General features: G+C 39.9%; 21 protein-coding genes and 1 tRNA gene. 14 read left to right on the plus strand and 8 right to left on the minus strand.

Annotation, left to right across the window (positions count from 1 at the left end; all coding sequences use genetic code 11):
* Positions 1 to 66: 66 nt before the first annotated feature.
* Positions 67 to 789, plus strand: coding sequence for an RluA family pseudouridine synthase (locus ACOFKR_RS08280; RefSeq protein ID WP_419803551.1), 723 nt, complete (start codon positions 67 to 69; stop codon positions 787 to 789).
* A 92-nt stretch (positions 790 to 881) separates the two neighbouring features.
* Positions 882 to 1,769: a Rieske 2Fe-2S domain-containing protein gene (locus ACOFKR_RS08285; RefSeq protein WP_419803552.1), complete on the plus strand. Its 888-nt coding sequence runs from the start codon at positions 882 to 884 to the stop codon at positions 1,767 to 1,769.
* A gap of 66 nt (positions 1,770 to 1,835) precedes the next feature.
* Here ACOFKR_RS08285 and ACOFKR_RS08290 read toward each other — a convergent pair whose 3' ends face one another.
* The 4 genes from ACOFKR_RS08290 to ACOFKR_RS08305 all read right to left on the minus strand — a co-directional run bounded on the left by ACOFKR_RS08290 (position 1,836) and on the right by ACOFKR_RS08305 (position 4,759).
* Entirely contained in the window at positions 1,836 to 2,816 is a 981-nt protein-coding gene (locus tag ACOFKR_RS08290) for a type I phosphomannose isomerase catalytic subunit (RefSeq protein ID WP_419803553.1), read from the minus strand.
* A 9-nt stretch (positions 2,817 to 2,825) separates the two neighbouring features.
* Positions 2,826 to 3,170, minus strand: coding sequence for a DUF86 domain-containing protein (locus tag ACOFKR_RS08295; RefSeq protein WP_419803554.1), 345 nt, complete (start codon positions 3,168 to 3,170; stop codon positions 2,826 to 2,828).
* Positions 3,163 to 3,453 (minus strand): nucleotidyltransferase family protein, encoded by a 291-nt coding sequence (locus tag ACOFKR_RS08300; RefSeq protein WP_419803555.1) that lies wholly within the window; start codon positions 3,451 to 3,453, stop codon positions 3,163 to 3,165. Before ACOFKR_RS08300 ends, ACOFKR_RS08295 begins: the two co-directional genes overlap by 8 nt.
* A gap of 70 nt (positions 3,454 to 3,523) precedes the next feature.
* Positions 3,524 to 4,759, minus strand: coding sequence for an isocitrate dehydrogenase (NADP(+)) (locus tag ACOFKR_RS08305; protein WP_419803556.1), 1,236 nt, complete (start codon positions 4,757 to 4,759; stop codon positions 3,524 to 3,526).
* Positions 4,760 to 4,906: 147 nt separating this feature from the next.
* Between ACOFKR_RS08305 and ACOFKR_RS08310 the strand changes: the two genes are divergently transcribed.
* Positions 4,907 to 5,392 carry a hypothetical protein gene (locus ACOFKR_RS08310; RefSeq protein ID WP_419803557.1) on the plus strand — a complete coding sequence of 162 codons (486 nt, stop codon included), beginning with the start codon at positions 4,907 to 4,909 and terminating at the stop codon, positions 5,390 to 5,392.
* Between the two features lie 41 nt (positions 5,393 to 5,433).
* Here the strand turns inward: ACOFKR_RS08310 and ACOFKR_RS08315 are convergent, their stop codons facing one another.
* Positions 5,434 to 7,353, minus strand: coding sequence for a DNA polymerase III subunit gamma/tau (locus ACOFKR_RS08315; RefSeq protein ID WP_419803558.1), 1,920 nt, complete (start codon positions 7,351 to 7,353; stop codon positions 5,434 to 5,436).
* Positions 7,354 to 7,472: 119 nt separating this feature from the next.
* Here ACOFKR_RS08315 and ACOFKR_RS08320 point away from each other — a divergent pair, with 119 nt between their 5' ends.
* The 10 genes from ACOFKR_RS08320 to mtgA all read left to right on the plus strand — a co-directional run bounded on the left by ACOFKR_RS08320 (position 7,473) and on the right by mtgA (position 14,774).
* Positions 7,473 to 8,084 carry a hypothetical protein gene (locus ACOFKR_RS08320; protein ID WP_419803559.1) on the plus strand — a complete coding sequence of 204 codons (612 nt, stop codon included), beginning with the start codon at positions 7,473 to 7,475 and terminating at the stop codon, positions 8,082 to 8,084.
* Between the two features lie 51 nt (positions 8,085 to 8,135).
* Complete coding sequence (locus tag ACOFKR_RS08325; RefSeq protein WP_419803560.1) at positions 8,136 to 8,738, plus strand: Uma2 family endonuclease; 603 nt, start codon at positions 8,136 to 8,138, stop codon at positions 8,736 to 8,738.
* A gap of 69 nt (positions 8,739 to 8,807) precedes the next feature.
* Positions 8,808 to 9,767 (plus strand): glycoside hydrolase family 43 protein, encoded by a 960-nt coding sequence (locus ACOFKR_RS08330; RefSeq protein ID WP_419803561.1) that lies wholly within the window; start codon positions 8,808 to 8,810, stop codon positions 9,765 to 9,767.
* 59 nt (positions 9,768 to 9,826) lie between these two features.
* On the plus strand, positions 9,827 to 10,699 hold the full coding sequence (locus ACOFKR_RS08335; RefSeq protein WP_419803562.1) for a UbiA prenyltransferase family protein: 873 nt from the start codon (positions 9,827 to 9,829) through the stop codon (positions 10,697 to 10,699).
* Positions 10,696 to 12,156, plus strand: a complete 1,461-nt coding sequence (locus ACOFKR_RS08340) for a hypothetical protein (RefSeq protein ID WP_419803563.1) — start codon at positions 10,696 to 10,698, stop codon at positions 12,154 to 12,156. The genes ACOFKR_RS08335 and ACOFKR_RS08340 overlap by 4 nt, the downstream gene beginning before the upstream one ends.
* The gene (locus tag ACOFKR_RS08345) at positions 12,143 to 12,748 is read left to right on the plus strand and encodes an HAD family hydrolase (RefSeq protein WP_419803564.1); all 606 of its coding nucleotides are present in this window, start codon (positions 12,143 to 12,145) and stop codon (positions 12,746 to 12,748) included. Before ACOFKR_RS08340 ends, ACOFKR_RS08345 begins: the two co-directional genes overlap by 14 nt.
* Positions 12,749 to 12,882: 134 nt before the next feature.
* Positions 12,883 to 13,251, plus strand: a complete 369-nt coding sequence (gene rpsF / locus ACOFKR_RS08350; protein WP_419803565.1) for a 30S ribosomal protein S6 — start codon at positions 12,883 to 12,885, stop codon at positions 13,249 to 13,251.
* A complete protein-coding gene (gene rpsR, locus ACOFKR_RS08355) occupies positions 13,251 to 13,514 on the plus strand; it encodes a 30S ribosomal protein S18 (RefSeq protein WP_174289911.1) in 264 nt (87 codons plus the stop codon). Before rpsF ends, rpsR begins: the two co-directional genes overlap by 1 nt.
* A gap of 11 nt (positions 13,515 to 13,525) precedes the next feature.
* Complete coding sequence (rplI, locus tag ACOFKR_RS08360) at positions 13,526 to 13,969, plus strand: 50S ribosomal protein L9 (RefSeq protein ID WP_419803566.1); 444 nt, start codon at positions 13,526 to 13,528, stop codon at positions 13,967 to 13,969.
* A gap of 127 nt (positions 13,970 to 14,096) precedes the next feature.
* Positions 14,097 to 14,774 (plus strand): monofunctional biosynthetic peptidoglycan transglycosylase, encoded by a 678-nt coding sequence (gene mtgA, locus ACOFKR_RS08365; RefSeq protein ID WP_419803567.1) that lies wholly within the window; start codon positions 14,097 to 14,099, stop codon positions 14,772 to 14,774.
* A 131-nt stretch (positions 14,775 to 14,905) separates the two neighbouring features.
* Here the strand turns inward: mtgA and ACOFKR_RS08370 are convergent, their stop codons facing one another.
* The 3 genes from ACOFKR_RS08370 to ACOFKR_RS08380 all read right to left on the minus strand — a co-directional run bounded on the left by ACOFKR_RS08370 (position 14,906) and on the right by ACOFKR_RS08380 (position 17,609).
* Entirely contained in the window at positions 14,906 to 15,391 is a 486-nt protein-coding gene (locus tag ACOFKR_RS08370) for an ABC transporter ATPase (RefSeq protein ID WP_419803568.1), read from the minus strand.
* A gap of 85 nt (positions 15,392 to 15,476) precedes the next feature.
* Entirely contained in the window at positions 15,477 to 16,262 is a 786-nt protein-coding gene (locus tag ACOFKR_RS08375) for a (Fe-S)-binding protein (protein ID WP_419803569.1), read from the minus strand.
* Between the two features lie 51 nt (positions 16,263 to 16,313).
* On the minus strand, positions 16,314 to 17,609 hold the full coding sequence (locus ACOFKR_RS08380) for a 4Fe-4S dicluster domain-containing protein (RefSeq protein ID WP_419803570.1): 1,296 nt from the start codon (positions 17,607 to 17,609) through the stop codon (positions 16,314 to 16,316).
* Positions 17,610 to 17,754: 145 nt separating this feature from the next.
* Between ACOFKR_RS08380 and ACOFKR_RS08385 the strand changes: the two genes are divergently transcribed.
* Positions 17,755 to 17,827 (plus strand) — tRNA-Phe (locus ACOFKR_RS08385).
* Positions 17,828 to 18,016 lie beyond the last annotated feature (189 nt).

Genomic DNA, 18,016 nt, shown 5'->3' on the forward strand with positions numbered 1-18,016 from the left:
TTTATGGAATGAGAACAATCAATCCGAAACAGATAATCGGCACCATTTTCACTAACTAAAATCATCATGCGCCAATCACAATATATTCCAACACCTGCTGATATCACCGAAAAAGATATTCTGTATGAAGATAACCACCTCATCGCCATAAACAAACGCGCCGGGGATATCGTGCAAGTTGATGAAACCGGAGACGAGCCGCTGGATGAAAAAATAAAACGTTACATCGCCCAAAAATACAACAAGCCCGGAGCGGTTTTTTTGGGTGTGATGCACCGTTTGGACCGGCCGGTGAGCGGCGTAATTATGTTTGCCAAAACCAGCAAAGCTTTGGAGCGGATGAACGAAATGTTTAAAAGCCGTGAAATGCACAAAACCTACTGGGCTGTTGTCCGGCAAAAACCAGTTCCGGAAAGCGGAAATTTAGTGCATTGGCTGGTCAAAAATCAGCAGAAAAACGTAACCACGCCGCACAAAACCGAAGTAAAAGGCAGTTTGCGTGCCGAACTGAACTATAAATTAATTGGCGAACTGAATGGTTTTTATCTGATTGAAGTTGACCCGATCACCGGCCGTCCGCATCAAATCCGAGTACAACTTTCTACTTTGGGTTGCCCCATTGTGGGCGATAACAAATATGGTTATCCGCGCGGCAGTTTGAAAAAAAGCATTTGTTTGCACGCCCGCCGCTTGCAATTTATCCATCCCGTAAAAAAAGAACCGACAGACATCCTGGCACCGTTGCCCAAAGATGGTTTCTGGGAAAAGTTTGAGGTTTTCGGACAATGATTTTATGCCGATAAAAGAAGCATCTGCCAAATTTATCAAAGTAAAACAGTTGTTGTTTCCGCAGGTTATAATGCTATACTTAAAAATTTATCATGGCAGAAAATAAATTTATCAATGCAATAACAGCGCAGGAATGGCTGGGCGAAATTGGCGGAAAACTTCGCCCGGCTGTAATCGGGGCGTTCAAATCCGGCGGAAAAGCAGGCACAGAGATCAAGAATTTTTTACACGGCACCTGGCTTGGCCATCCGTTGCACCCGTTGATTACCGATGTACCAATCGGTTCCTGGACAGCTTCTGCCGTATTGGACGTTTTGGAACTTTCAGGACAAAAAAAATATAAAAGCGGGGCAGATGCTGCCATCGCTATTGGCCTATTAGGTGCTGCTGGTTCGGCCATAACCGGCCTTACGGACTGGAGCGGCACGACTAAAAACAAGCAAAAAATCGGTTTGATGCACGGCATGTTAAACCTGGGCGCAACCGCACTTTATACTACGTCCTATTTTCTGCGGAAAAAGAAAAAAGACCGGGCAACGGCCATTGCACTGGCAATGCTGGGTTATGGCATAACCGGTTTGGCGGCTTATCTGGGCGGCCATTTGGTTTATGGCGAACAGGTAGGCGTGGACCATACACAGGTTTCTGCCGAATATCCTGAAGATTTTGTTGCTGTTTTCCCGGAAAAGAATTTAAAAGAAAACCAAATGGCTGTAGCAAAAGCCGGAAAAATTGCCGTATTGATTGTTAAACAAAAAGGCGAAATTTTTGCAATTGCCAATACTTGTTCGCATTTGGGCGGGCCGCTTTGCGATGGCGAATTAAAAGAAGATTGCAGTGTGGTTTGTCCGTGGCACCATTCTCAATTTTCTTTAAAAGATGGCAGCGTTGTTTCCGGACCGGCAACAGAGCCTCAGCCAAAATTTGATGTCCGGTTGATGAATGGTCAGATTGAAGTAAAGCTGGCAAAACAAGCCTGAATTTTACCTCATAAAAGAAGCATCGTTTGTTAATACGATGCTTCTTTTACAGCATGTTTTTTGGTTTTAAGCCACAAAAGTCTCCAAGATTTTGAAACCTGTAGCAGTTTCCAGTTGGATGTTATTGATCGCATTCGGAATCAATACACAATCTCCTTTTTTAACAGCGGTTTTTTGCTGATTGCTGACCAAATCATAACTTCCTTCCACACAAACATGAATCACAAACGAATCCAAATCAGCATAACTACGTGAGGTGTTTTCAGTAAAATCCAAAATATTAGTTGTAAAATACTGACACGATACTGCTTTTACCGCCTCATTTTTGGTATGCGGATAAAGGGATTTGTACTCCGGGTAAACCTTGTAATCCAGTGCAGCCAAGGCTTCCTGAGTATGCAGTTCGCGTTTGTTCCCTTTGTCGTCCACACGGTCAAAATCATAAATCCGGTACGTAATATCTGAAGTTTGCTGGATTTCTGCAATCAGCAAACCTTTGCCAATCGTGTGTACGCGGCCGGCGGGCAAAAAGAAAATATCACCTTGAGATACATCTTCTTTGTTTAAAATATCCATGATTTGGCCGGATTCCAGTTTTTCAACGTAAACCTTTTCATCAACGGCCTGATTAAAACCGGAAATCAAAGTTGAGCCTGCATCCGCCTGCATCACATACCACATTTCGGTTTTACCAAATGAGTTATGACGCTTTTTGCCAAGTTCATCGTCCGGGTGCACCTGGATAGAAAGATCATCGTTGGCATCGATAAATTTGATCAGCAATGGAAACTCTGACCCAAACTTTTCATAGATTTTATTTCCGGCCAGATCGCCTTTATGTTCATCTAATAAATCTGTTAAAGACTTTCCTTCCAATTCGCCTTCGGCAACAACAGAAATATTTCCTTTAACGCCCGAAACTTCCCAGGTTTCGCCACAATTTGGCAAGGGAGAAAAATCTTTTCCTAAAACAGTTTTTATTTTTTCGCCACCCCAGATTTTATCTTTGAAAATGGTTTTGAATTTTAAGGGATATAGTTGAGACATGGTAATAATTTATTCTGTTATGTTTAATAGGTTTATTATGGACAAAATTAGTTCGGGTAGTATTTTGTTTTTGGTTGTCCAGACCAAATCATAATCAATACCGATATAATCATGAACAAGCCTGTTTCTAAAACCTCTTAACTTGTTCCATTCTAAATTTGGGATCTTAGTTTTGGAGGCTTCCGGAAGCCTGTTGGCTGCTTCACCTATAATTTCAAAATTTCTGATGACTGCATCAATTGTTTTTTGATCGTTTAAGAAGTCTTCTTTGGTATGTTTAGAAGTGTACCTGATTATTTTTTCAGCACTATCTAACATATCCTTAAATAATAAATCCGGCTCGCGTTCAGACATATAATATTTCTGGTTCAATTACTTCATAATACTTGGGTTTGATCCCGTTCCTTGAAACCAAATCAACTTTTCTGTTCAGTTTTTCTTCCAACTCGTCTGCCAAATCAAAAAAGTCAATATCAATCGGTTTGCTAAAACTTACCACAATATCAATATCGCTCTGATCGGTAAAATCATCGCGCACAATTGAGCCAAAAAGACCCAAAGTATCAACGCCGTATTTAGACATCAACCTCGGTTTAAGTTGTTTTAAGATAGATTTTACCTGTTCGAGATATTCCATAAATCAAATATAACAAAGAAGCACGTTTGCAAAAGTAAACGTGCTTCTTTTATCGGTATAAAATTTGTATTTAATAACCGAGTTTTGCTTTTAAATTTTTATCAATGGCTTCCAGAAATTCTTCAGTATAAAGATAATCCCGGCCATGTTCTACTTTGTTTCCGTGGATGCAAACCGCTAAATCTTTGGTCATTTTGCCGCTTTCTACCGTATCGATACAAACCTGTTCCAGCGTTTTGCAGAAATCGATCAGTTCCTGGTTCCCGTCCAAAATTCCGCGGAACTCTAAACCTCTCGTCCATGCAAAAATCGATGCAATCGGGTTGGTAGAAGTTGGTTTTCCGTTTTGATGATCGCGGTAATGGCGCGTAACAGTTCCGTGTGCTGCTTCGGCTTCCATCGTTTTGCCATCCGGGGTAACTAATGTGGAAGTCATCAAACCTAAAGAACCAAAACCTTGCGCAACCGTGTCAGACTGTACGTCGCCATCGTAGTTTTTACAAGCCCAAACAAAGTTACCGTTCCATTTTAAGGCTGATGCAACCATGTCATCAATCAAACGGTGCTCGTAAACAATGCCTGCTTCTTTAAACTTGGTTTTGTAGTCCTGCTGATAGATTTCTTCAAAAATATCTTTGAAACGGCCGTCGTATTTCTTCAAAATTGTGTTTTTGGTCGATAAATACAGCGGCCACCCTTTCATCAAAGCCTGATTAAAACACGCGTGGGCAAAACCGCGGATCGATTCGTCGGTATTGTACATAGCCAGCGCAACGCCATCACCTTTAAAATTATACACTTCATAAGATTGCTCTTTTCCACCGTCTTCCGGTGTAAAAGTGATGGTCAGTTTACCTTTTCCTTTGGTTACAAAATCGGTTGCACGGTATTGATCGCCAAAAGCATGGCGGCCAATGCAGATCGGGGCCGTCCAGTTCGGTACCAAACGCGGCACGTTGCTCATCACAATCGGTTCGCGGAAAACCGTTCCGTCTAAAATATTCCGGATCGTTCCGTTTGGCGATTTCCACATTTGTTTCAACCCAAATTCATCCACGCGGGCTTCATCTGGCGTAATGGTGGCACATTTAATACCAACGCCGCATTCTAAAATTGCATTGGCGGCATCTATGGTAACCTGGTCGTCGGTTTCGTCGCGGTATTCGATACCTAAATCAAAATATTGAATGTCCAAATCCAGGTAGGACAGGATCAGTTTATCTTTAATAAATTTCCAGATGATGCGGGTCATCTCATCGCCATCCAGTTCTACAACCGGATTGGCTACCTTAATTTTCTGTGGCATACGTTTTTTATCAATGATTTTTTAGTGTTTCAAATATATAAAAATGATAGAACGGCAACCCGGATTTCCTGTAAAAATCATGATAATTGAACCCGGCGGCAAACTTCCGGCTCAAAAATTCCTTTATATTAGATAAAAAAAAAGATCATGAACAATCCGAATCCATTAGTGCCCGGCAACGATGAAAACCTCGACCGCGATAAAAAGCTGAAAGAAATGGGCAATACCATTGATAAAAACGATTTAGCTTATAACACCGAAAAAAATAGTTATGAGCTGGATGTAAAAAGTGATAACCCTGATTATCAGCATGATTATCCGTACAATACGGCTGCGCCAAACGGAGAAGATTTTAACTCGACCTATGACGAATCTAACCCGGAAGCTGTAGATGAATACATTCCCGGCCAAACGCTTGAAACCGATGTCAACAGCTTGGATAATTTAGGAATGCACATTGACGAAGGCCAGGACATTGAGTTAGACCCGATTGATGAAATACTGGCGAGAACACCAGAAGACAACCGCGATGACCTGGACGAAGAAGGTTATCCAAAAAACGACCGCGGGATTGATGCCGAAGGTTATCCAACCAAAGATGCCGGCGATGACGATGACAAGCTTTTTAAATAAGAGCCTCACCCAAACCCGCTCAAAAGTGAGGGCTTGAAAAGCTAATCAATCTCCAGGTTAAAACGCTTTTTCAACTCAGCCAGTTCCGGGTTTTTAGCCGCCATAAACTGAAACTTTTCTATCGGCGAATACGGTTTTCTCGACCCGGATTGTTCTTCAATCCGGGTTTGTATTTCCAGGTTAAAATTTTTCAAGTTTGAACGTAAAAAATTCATTAAACCAGGTTTATCGTCCCTAAAAACACTTTCCTGCGATTTGTTTTCAAGCACCAGCTCAAAAACGTAAGGCTGCAGCATCACGGGTTTTTGGTTGTTAAAAACAGTAAGCAGCGTCATACTTTTATCTTCTGATTTTGCTTTTAAGGCATATTCAGACCATAATTTAAAAAACTCTTCCTGTGTAAAATCCTCTGTATCAGTACCTTTCAAGTAAGGGTCATCATCCGTTTTTTCCTCTAAAACTGTTTTCCCCAAATCTTTTAAAGAAGGGATTTTTACGGAAGCGGAAGTGAGGTTGAGGTTTGGGATAAATACCGTTTGCTTCTCCGGGACAAACTCTGCCGATGCTGTTTTTACGAGTGTTTTTTCAGTGGGATTGAGTTCTGTTTTAGGTTGAGTGATTTCTGGCGATACTGTTTTTACCGGTGTTTTTTCGGCAGGTTTTTCATCCAATTCAGAAACTGTAACTTTTGGTTCATCATGGATTTTGATGGCAGGTTCGGCCAGTGTTTGATCAATTTTTACACTGATTTCAGTCGTTGGGTTCTCCAAAGTTTTCTGCGGAGGAACAATTATCGGCTCAGGCTTTTTTTTTTCTGTCTCCGTGTTTCGCCCCAAACCTGATGCTTCTTTTACCAGGTTAAAAGCAGCATTGATATGGCACATTTTGATCAAAGCAAGTTCTACCTGCAAACGCTGGTTTTTGCTGATTTTATATTGCAGATCGCATTGATTGGCCAGGTTTAAGGCCGAAACCAAGAACGATGCCGACACAATTTGTGCCTGCTGCTCGTATTTTTTGCGGATGCTTTCGCTTACTTCCAGCAGTTTTAATGTCGCTATATCTTTGCCAACCAATAAGTTACGGAAATGACTGGCCAGGCCGGTTATAAAATGATAACCATCAAAACCGTTCGCCAGGATTTCGTTCAAAATCAGCAGACTTTGCGGCGTGTTTTCCTGCAAAATACAATCGGTCAGCCTGAAATAATAATCATAATCCAGGATGTTCAGGTTATCGATTACCAATTTGTACGTGATCTCTTTTCCGCCAGAAAAACTGACAATTTGGTCAAACATCGACAAGGCATCACGCAAACCGCCGTCCGCTTTTTGGGCGATGATATGCAGGCCGTCTTCTTCATAATTGATGTTTTCTTTTTGGGCGATAAATTCGAGGTGTTTCGTCATATCGTCCACCTGAATCCGGTTGAAATCAAAAATCTGGCAACGCGATAAAATGGTTGGCAAAATTTTATGTTTTTCTGTTGTGGCGAGGATAAAAATGGCGTAGGGCGGGGGTTCTTCAAGCGTTTTCAAAAAAGCGTTGAAAGCGGCCTGAGAAAGCATGTGCACCTCATCAATAATATAAACTTTGTATTTCCCGGCTTGTGGCGGGATGCGCACTTGTTCAATCAAGTTCCGGATATCGTCCACTGAATTGTTGGAGGCCGCATCCAGTTCGTGCACATTAAAAGAATTTCCGTTTTGAAAAGCCCGGCACGAACCGCAAACGCCGCAAGCTTCAATATCGGGCTGCAGATTGGTGCAGTTAATGGTTTTGGCCAAAATGCGCGCGCAAGTGGTTTTGCCCACGCCGCGCGGTCCGCAAAATAAAAATGCCTGCGCCAGCTGATTGTTTTTGATCGCGTTTTTAAGCGTTCCGGTGATATGCCGCTGGCCCACAACACTTTCAAACGTAACCGGGCGATATTTACGGGCAGAAACAACAAAATTATCCATCAGCACGAAGTTAAACAGAACGCCGGGTTTGTGCAAACGCGTTGTGATGCTGTTTTTACCGGTATAAAATCCACCAATATTATTTTATAAGTTAGTGTCCCTCTTTCAACCTAAATTTTATGAAGCAATTACTGATTATACTTTGTGTGGTTAGATTTTCGGTTAAGCCAATTTTCGCACAAGACTCTGTGAAAACAAACCCGATTATTTTTGCTGAATTATACTTCGGTGGCGCGGTGGCGGGATTAACAGGTTTAGAAACAGGCGGAAGTTTAAATTATCAATTTAAAAACAGTTTGCTGACATTTCGGGCATCAAACCTCTCTAACCTTGATATAAATATACTTGCCCCGATCATCCCGATCCCAATTATTACAAATCGAAATTATACTAACGAACTTGATCTTTTATATGGTTTAAGGCACATCAAAAGTGGGTATTCGGTTAGCTTTTCTGTTGGTGTATCTTACAATTATCATGTCGAAAAAACATACGACAATAGCTACAATCTTACAAAAAAAAGTGATTCTTACGCGGGCTTACCTTTTGAATTGAACTTTAAACTATTTAAAAAAAACAAAAGCCGATATCGTGTATATTATGTGTTTCCGGTTGGAAAACCCACAGGTTTTGGCAGGAGTTTTGGGCTGAAAATTTCGGGCAATGCATCAAAATACAGTTATGTAGCAATTGGTTTGGTTCTTGGCCTGGGTTATCATAAGCATTATTAGCAAAAAACCAATCCGAATTATTGTATTTTTGGAATTAAAGATGTTATCACGATGCAGTTTTCTGATCTCGACCTGACCAAAACTTACACCTACGCCGATTACTTAAAATGGACTTTTGATGAGCGGCTGGAGTTGATCAAAGGGAAAATATTCCCCATGAGCCCAGCTCCGGCAGAAATTCATCAGCGGGTTTTTGGGAAAGTATTTGTCAAATTACATATATATCTAACAAACAAACCTTGTGCAGTTTACTCAGCCCCTTTTGATATTAGGTTGATCCACAGATTCAAAAAAGACCAAGAGATCACCACGGTTTTGCAACCTGATATTTGTGTAATCTGTGATACAGGTAAAATTGATGACCGCGGTTGTCTCGGCGCGCCTGATATTGTTGTGGAAATCCTTTCTCCCGGCAACAACAAAAAGGAGTTGAAAAACAAGTTTGAGGTTTATGAAGAAGCAGGTGTAAAAGAATATTGGATCATCCATCCGCAGGAAAAAACGTTTTTTAAATATGTTTTGGATGAAGCTGGAAATTTTCAGCCTACTAATTTACTGACTTTTGGCGATGAAGTTACCAGTCCGATTTTACCAAACTTTGCTTTAAATTTGGATGAAGTTTTTGCCGACCGCTCTGACGGAACAAACAATTAATTTTACCGATACTGTTTTTACATGCATAAAAACAGTATCCGTTTTTATCGATATCCAAAACAAAAATAAATGAGCGGACCAAAACAAACTATTTATACCAATCCAATTATCAATGCTGATTTTCCGGATCCTTCTGTCATCCATGTTCCTGGCGAAGGATATTATGCCTTTGCCACGCATGATGAATTTTCGCAAACGGTCAACAATATACAATTATCCAAGTCTGAAGATTTAATTACTTGGACAGAACCGGTTGGTGCATTGACCGAACCGCCAAACTGGGCCAAAACCTGCAATAAATTTTGGGCACCGCAAGTAGTAAAAGTTGGCAATCAGTACCGTTTATATTATGCTGCCGAGCCGGATACCAAAGATGGCATGTGCCTGGCTTTGGCCGTTTCCAACGAACCGCATGGTTTTATAGATATTGGCAAGCCGTTGGCGCAAGTGCCCGGTTCTACCTATAAAATGATTGATCCATGCTTTTTTTATGATACAAAATCCGGCAAAAACCTGCTGTATTACGGCTCTGCACACGAGCCAATCAGCGTAGTGGAACTGGCTGATGACGGATTTTCGTTCATCAGTAAACCAATAGCTGTTTTACAACCAAATCCCGGTGTAAAATTTGAAACATTGCGCGAAGGTGCTTTTGTAACTTATCAGCCCAGGTTTGACCGTTATTTTTTATGGGTTTCCGGTGATAATACCTGGGCTGAAAACGGTTATGCCGTAAGTATTTTTTGGAGTGATGACCCGCAGAAAACTTTTGAACCGATTCCTGCAGATCATTTGGTTTTAAAACCAGATAAAAACTGGGACTCGCCGGGCCAAAATTGTATTTTAACAGATCAGGATGGTCAGGATTGGATCATTTATCATGCGGTAGATACGCAAGACCGATATATAAAAAACACAACAGTTTTTAAGCGTAAAATGTGTATGGATAAAGTAATTTATAACGAAGAAGGCTGGCCATCAATTCAAAATAATTCGCCATCCAAAGCTGAAAACAGGATTGGATTTTGATCAAACCAACTTTGTAAATTTGATCCGCTACTTTGCAACCTTTTCAACGTATTACATGAATGCTTAAAAAATACCTGCCTCTTTTTCGCGTATCGCATTACCTCAAAAATTGTTACATATTTTTACCGCTTTTTTTCTCCGGGGAATTGTTTGATCGATCCAAGTTTGTCAAATCTTTGCCGGTGTTTCTGGCTTTTTGCCTGGTTGCAAGTTCCATTTATATTTTTAATGATTTGATGGACATTGATTTCGACAGGCAGCATCCGATTAAAAAAAACCGGCCAATCCCATCCGGAAAAATAACAAAAACAGAAGCTTATTTTTTATCTGTCATCCTTGTAATCAGTGCTTTGGCAATTGCATTTGGCAGTTCTTTACAGGTTGGTTGTGTAGTTTTGTGTTATTTTGTTTTGAACGTTTTTTATTCTGTAAAACTTAAAAACTTTGCTTTAATAGATGTAACAATTATCAGTATCGGTTTTAATTTAAGAGTAATTGCCGGTGGTTTAGCTTGTGCAATTGTAGTAAGTAAATGGCTGATGATTATGGTTTTTTTGTTGTCCATGTTTCAGGCATTATCCAAAAGGATGGACGATTTATTTCTGATGGCAAAAGATGTAAATAAACAGGTGAGGCGCTCTATCCACGGTTATAGCATAGAATTTTTGCAAATTGTGTTGTCTATGTTAACCGGTGTAATGTTGGTTTGCTATATCATGTATATCATCTCACCGGAAATAATTGCCCGGCTTGGGGAATATTCCTACTTTACAACTTTATTTGTTTTACTTGGGTTATTGCGTTACCTGCAACTCACATTTGTAAAAAAAGAAAGTGGTTCGCCGGTTAAAATTTTAACGAAAGACCGGTTTGTTCAATTAAGTATTTTTTGCTGGCTGCTTACTTTTGCCTTGTTAATTTATTTGAAATGAATACTGTACCCAAAACAATAATAGTTTTCCTGCTGGTATTTTATATTTTTTTAACTTTTTTATTTGCTTTTAATGGTTATCCGGGTTTTATCCAGGATTCAACATGTTTTTTACCAACGGCATATTTTATCAATCATTTTCATCAACTGATCAATCCGTTGTATGATGCAGGTTTGGATCCAATTCAGCACCGGTTTTTGTTTTATCCGCCTTTGTTCCCTTATGTAATTGCATTTATAAACCACTTAATGCCAGGGTTTTATCATAACATGGCCGTAAGTTTAACATTGATAGATAACCTGAGTTTGCATGTACTTTTATCAAGTATTGCAATTTTTGTCCGTAAAAACAGTATCAAACTTTCCGGCAACCTATATCTTTTTACAATACTTTGGCTGGTTGCATTGTTCTCATTTTATGGCGTTCAGGAAGGGCGGCCGGAAGTGCTTTGCAAGTTTTTTATTTCCTGTTTTTTGTTGAACAATATTTATCAAAGTAAAAAATCCTGTAATTTTAACAATGGGTTGTTAGTTGGTTTAAATCTGATCACTTCGCCAATTTCCACTTTTTATCTGATGATCATTACGGTTGGATTATTAGTTTATCACAATAATTTCAAATTCAAACCTATTGTACAAACCTTAATTGGTTTTGCAATTGTGTTAAGTGTTTTTACTATTTTGTATCCATATCATATTTCGGAATTGATCCATAGTTTGCAAAAGCATTCGCAAAATGTGATCTTGAACCGGGTGAGCACCGGCGGTTTTAAAAACTTTGTTCAGTTTTATATCACTTATGCTTATGCGCCATTTCTAATTATTAATTTTTTGTTGTCAATTTTTTATGTTGGATATCTTTTGGTCAAAAAAAATAAATTTATTGTACTTGGATTGTTGCTGATTTTAACAATTCTGGTTTCTTATTTTTCATTTAAAGATATGCCGATGAATTACAACATGCTTGTTTTATCGCCATTATTTTTCTTTATCTTGTTTGTGATTTATGCAGAAATGTCCAGACGGAATTTCTCAAACCTTTTTTTGAAAACCACAACTTCAATATTGGTTTTAACTTTGTTTGTAAATTCTACAGGTTTTATCCGGAAAACATTATTGTATTTCAGCACACAAGATCAGCAGGTTTCCGGTGCGGATTTTCGTAAAGAGTTTATCAAAATTTATCAGCTCAACCCAAAAAACAAAAAGATTGCAATTTCATTTTCGCTTTGGCCGTATTGCTTGGATGAATATAAAAACATTACGATGAACAACCTGGACACAAATGTGCAATATGAAATTGTGCAGCAATTGTATTCCGGATCCAACGAACCAAAACCGGAAACCGGGTTCAAACTAATTGAAAACAATTTCATTAAAAAGCACCCAAAATTTTGGAAAATACCTTTGGGCAATACTTATCCCTGGTTTCAAACGGCGGTTTATGAACGAAAGTAAAGCCATTGCTTTTTTTGATTTTGACGGAACGATAACCAACCGTGATATTTTTTGGGATTATCTTTTTTACCGTTTAAAAACCGGTTTATCGCCCAAAAAAATAATTTACAGTTCCCCGTATTTTGCGTTGTATCTGATTAAAGTTTTGAACAATGAAAAAGCCAAACAATTGATTTTTAGTCAGCTTTTTAAAGATGAACCGATAGAGTTTTTCAAAAGCACTATACAAAAATACTACGAAACGGAGTTGAGGTTTAGATTGAAAAAAGATGCGCTAACCCAAATTTTATGGCATAAAAACAGTATGCACCAAGTTTATATTGTAACAGCCAACTTTGATTTAATCGTACGGCAATTTGCAACAGAACAATCTATTAAATTAATTTCTACAAAATTGGATATTGAAAATGCAGTGCTTACCGGAAAGTTTTCAACACCAAATTGTTATGGAGAGGAAAAGGTAAACCGTATCGAAAAAGAAGTTTTAAACTTAACTTCTTTTACAAAGATTTATGTTTATGGCGACAGTAAAGGCGACCGTGAAATGCTGGCGTTGGCAACCGATCCGTTTTACCGTTATTTCAAAAAGTAATAAAACACGGCTTTAAATCAGTGCTTCTTTTATCGCCTAAAAATTGGCGGGTTTGGATTTGATAAATCCGTTTTTCTTCCTACATTTGCGCTCCGCTTTTTGGCGGATAAATCATTAAATATCAACAGCAAAGAATGCAACAGTACGAAACAGTAATCGTTCTTACCCCGTTGTTATCTGTAGAAGTAGCGAAAGAGGCCATTGCCAAATTCACTAAAATCCTTACTGATAACGGAGCCGAAATTGTCCAGGAGGATAATTGGGGTTTGAGAAAATTAGCGTACCCTGTACAAAAGAAAACGACAGGTTACTATCACCTAACTGAATACAAGGCCCCGGGTGAACTAATTAATAAACTGGAAACCGAGTTTCGCCGTGATGAGCGCGTGCTTCGTTTTTTAACTATTTCGCTGGATAAACATGCCATCGCTTATAATGAGAAAAAACGTAGCGGTGCCTTTAATCAGCGCAAACCTAAAACTGAGGAGGCCGCAGCAAGATAATGGCAAACGATCAGATTAAATACGTTACCGCCCCTAAAGTAGAGGACAACCGTAAAAAATATTGCCGTTTCAAAAAGAACGGGATCAAGTACATTGATTATAAAGACGCCAACTTTTTATTCAAGTTTATTAACGATCAGGGCAAATTACTGCCGCGTCGTTTAACCGGCACTTCATTAAAATTTCAGCGTAAAGTGGCCCAGGCGGTAAAACGCGCACGCCATATTGGTTTGTTGCCTTACGTTGCAGACTCGTTAAAATAGGAGGATACGAAATGGAAGTTATATTAAAACAAGACATCAAGAACCTCGGCGAGAAAGATGATGTAGTAAACGTAAAACCGGGTTACGGTCGCAACTATTTGATCCCGAAAGGGTTTGCAAGTATGGCCACCGGATCTGCACGCAAAGTTTTGGCCGAAAACCTGAAACAAGCTGCTTTTAAACAAGAAAAAATCCGCAAAGATGCTGATGCCATTGCGGCCAGGTTGGAAGGCGTAACGCTTACAATTGGTGCAAAAGCCGGCGAAAGCGGCAAAATTTTCGGTGCAATCAATACCATCCAGATTTCTGATGCGTTGAAAAAACAAGGTTTTGAGGTTGATCGCCGGAAAATTACTTTTGACAGCGAGCCAAAATTTGTTGGTGATTACACTGCAAACTTAAACCTTCACAAAGAAGTAAAAGTAAAAGTTCCGTTTACGGTTGTAGCAGAGTAAGCTTTTAAATTTGATAAATCTGGTATCTTGGTTAATTTTAAGATGCTTCTTTTATCACTTAAAATTAGCCAAAATAAAAAAGGTGTCTGAGCAATCGGGCACCTTTCTTATTTATATTTGAAACCAAATGCGTTTGTTTAAATATCTGCTGAAATTAATTTTGATTGGCTTTTTCGGCACAACAATTCTTTGGGTTTTGCTGTACCGTTTTGTCAATCCACCGATAACATTGCTGATGATCGACCGTGGTTTTGAACGAAAATCAGCCGGAAAAACCTGGAAAATCGATAAAACCTGGGTTCCGTTTGACCAGATGTCCATCAATATAAAAAAAGCTGCAGTTGCTGCCGAAGATCAATTGTTTTTTGAACACCATGGGTTTGATTTAAAAGCAATGGAACTTGCAATCGAGAAAAATCAGCACAGTAAAAAGTTGATTGGTGGAAGTACAATTTCTCAGCAAACGGCAAAAAATGTTTTTTTGTGGCCCGGCCGTTCTTATGTGCGCAAGGCTTTTGAAGCTTATTTTACGATGCTGATTGAAGCTTTATGGAGCAAAGAACGCATTATGGAAGTATATTTGAATGTAATTGAAATGGGTGATGGAATTTACGGGATTGAAGCCGCTTCGCAGGAATATTTTGATTGCAAGGCTTCAGCTCTTACCAAAAAACAAGCTTCATTGATTGCGGGCGTTTTCCCAAATCCGCTGAAATGGTCGCCGGCAAAACCAACCAGATATATTCGGCACCGCAGTTATCTTATCATGAAAAACATGGCAAGATTGGGTCCGCTTGATTTTTAGGTGATAAAAGAAGCATTTGTTACTCCATCAATAGAAACGGTTTTTCAGTAAATCAACATGAATTTACACCTGTAAAAGAAGCATCGTTTTTTAATGAAGATTTCTCCCTTTGGCTGAAATAACAAAATGAATCAGGCTTGAACCAAACTTCCAAACACACGATTGTGCCAGCTGTTTTTGAACGGAACCTGCCACTTGGTTTGTAAATCTGCTAAGTTTGAAGCCATATTGTTAAACACAATTGTTCCGGCATTTACTTTCCCTTCGCGCAATAAAACTTCCAGTTCTTCCCGATTGGCAGATTTGATTTGTCCATCTTCAAAATAAGCCGTTTGAAAACGGTCAAAAAGATTGACGTTGAACGCAGTTTCCACTTCTTTTAGAAAACGGACGGATTTATCAATAGAACAACCGCTTGCCCCGGCCTGGCTTTCATCAACCAGCAAAATAACAAAACGGTTAAAAACAACTTGTGCCGATGCCTTTAACTGCTGGTTGTGTGCCGTCCAGGTTTGTGCAAATTGCTGAAGTGAGGTTTCAAGCCTGGCCGTTTCTGAACTTGTAAATTCCCGATCAGACTGATAAATCCAAACTTTTGAATTGGGTGAAAATTCCATAATGCAAATTTAACCGAATGCTTGTTTTATAGTTGTAATTTTTTGTTTTCGGTCAAAGTTTTTTTCAACTTAAATGGATAAACAATTACAAACCATTTGCCCGGACCGTAATTTCGGCAATGTCCAGCACTTCAATTTCCTGTTCTTTTTGAAGCTGTTTTACGCCATCGTTCAGCATTGTCATACAAAACGGACAGGCAGCCGCTACAATATTGGCTTTGGTGGCAACTGCTTCTTCCACACGTTCTGTATTGATTTCTTTACTTCCTTTTTCAGCTTCTTTAAAAAGCTGCGCGCCGCCCGCCCCGCAGCACAAACCATTGCTTTTGCAGCGTTTCATTTCCACCAGTTCGGCATCCAAAATTTCCAAAGCTTTTCGTGGTGCTTCGTAAACTTGATTGCCGCGGCCTAAGTAACAAGGATCATGATAAGTGATTTTTTTGCCGGTAAAAGAAGCACCGTCTTCCGTTCTTAATTTTCCGCTATCTATCAGTTGCTGAATGAGTTGTGTATGATGAAGCACTTCGTAATTTCCGCCCAGGTTTGGGTATTCGTTTTTGATGGTGTTGAAACAATGCGGACAGCCGGTCACGATTTTTTTGATCTGATAACCATCCAAAACCTGAATGTTCATCATCGCCTGCATCTGGAACAAAAACTCGTTTCCGGCGCGTTTGGCCGGGTCGCCGGTGCAGCTTTCTTCTTCCCCCAAAACCGCAAAACTGATGCCCGCGTGCTGTAAAATTTTGCAGATGGAACGCGTGATATTTTGTGCCCGTGCATCAAAACTTCCGGCGCAGCCAACCCAAAATAATATTTCAGGCTGCTGGTTCTTGGCGGCCATTTCGGCCATGGTTTGTATCGGATTCATTTTTATCTGTAAAAAGTTCAGCTTAAAATTTTATCAACAACTGGCTGATAATCAGTTTTCTGTCACCCAATTTAAACGATCAGAAGGCGGATATTTCCAGGGCGCACCGTTATTTTCCAGGTTTGCAAACATATTGTTTAAACTTTGCGGTGCTTTGGATTCTTCCATCACCGCAAACCTTCGCAATTCGGTGATGATCTCTAAAGGATTGATGTTTACCGGACAAGCTTCTACACAAGCATTACAACTGATGCAGGCCCAAATTTCTTCGCGGCTGATGTAATCGTCCAGCAAGGTTTTTTCATCGGTAAAAGAAGCATCGTGCTGATCGATATTGTGGCCGATCTCCGTAATCCGGTCGCGCGTGTCCATCATTATTTTCCGCGGGGAAAGCAGTTTTCCGGTGATATTGGCCGGGCAGACCGCGGTACAACGGCCGCATTCGGTGCAAGTGTAAGCGTCCATTAAGTTTTTCCAAGTGAGATCGGTTGCATCTTTCGCCCCAAAACGGGCAATGTTTTCTGTTTCCGGAGGAACAAAACCCGGATCAAGCATCGCCATGACTTCGGGCGTTACCGAAGCCATATTGTTGAATTTTCCCTGCGGGCTGAGGTTGGAAAAATACGTGTTCGGGAAAGCCAGCAAAATATGAAAATGTTTGGAGTAGGGCAGATAATTAAGGAAAGCAAAAATACCGACGATGTGGAACCACCAGCAAAAACGCTCCAGCAAAATCAAATTTTTGGTGGATAAAAGAAGCACCGGACTAAAAAAACCACTTACCGGGAAAGCACCTGCGCGGATATAATGCAGATTGTTTTGCAGCTGTAATTGATGGTCTGCAGCATTCATGGTCAAAAAAGCGGTCATCAGCAAAATCTCCACCAATAAAATATAATTTGCATCAGATTTTGGCCAGGCCGCCATTTCCCGGCCCGAAAACCGTTTTAATTTGAGGATATTCCTTCGTACCAAAAAAATTATACAACTAACCAAAACCAGTAAGGCCAGGATTTCAAAACTGCCGATCAGAAAGTTGTACAAGCTTCCCAATCCGGCAAAAATGCGGTGCGTTCCGAAGATGCCATCGATTGCAATTTCCAAAACTTCAATATTGATAATAACGAAACCGGCATAAACCAATAAATGCAGCAGGGCGGCAACGGGGCGTTTGCCCATTTTAGATTGGCCGAGCGCAACTTTGAGCATCGTTTTCCAGCGTTTTGCAGGATGATCGGAGCGATTGAGTGCCTGCCCTAACCGGATGTTGCGCCTGATTTTGAGCAAGTTGCGCATAAAAAGTGCAATTGCCGCTGTGGCAAGCAGTATAAATAAAATTTGAGCCATGCTGTTTTTACCTCATCAAAATCCTAAATTAGGGATTTGGCTTTATAATGCGTTGCTTTTTAAATGAAAACCGGCTTCAAAGTATTTTTTTGAAAAAGATTTTAAAAAATCAAAAAACACACTACATTTGCAACCCTAAACAGGGGGTACCATAGCTCAGTTGGTAGAGCAAAGGACTGAAAATCCTTGTGTCGCTGGTTCGATTCCAGCTGGTACCACACTTAAAATTAAAAGGTTATATGTTCAAAAACATGTGGCCTTTTTTGTTGACGCAGCATTGGTACAATGTTTTGTGTTTTCATCAGGAAAAGTTCAGGGCTGTGGCAAAAATGAAAGTTTTTAGGCCATACCAGTCATTTTAAACCAGTACAATTTTTTATTTTAAACGCTGAGCTAATCTATTCAGA

Source organism: Mucilaginibacter sp., from assembly GCF_965201005.1.
Lineage (GTDB): Bacteria > Bacteroidota > Bacteroidia > Sphingobacteriales > Sphingobacteriaceae > Mucilaginibacter_A.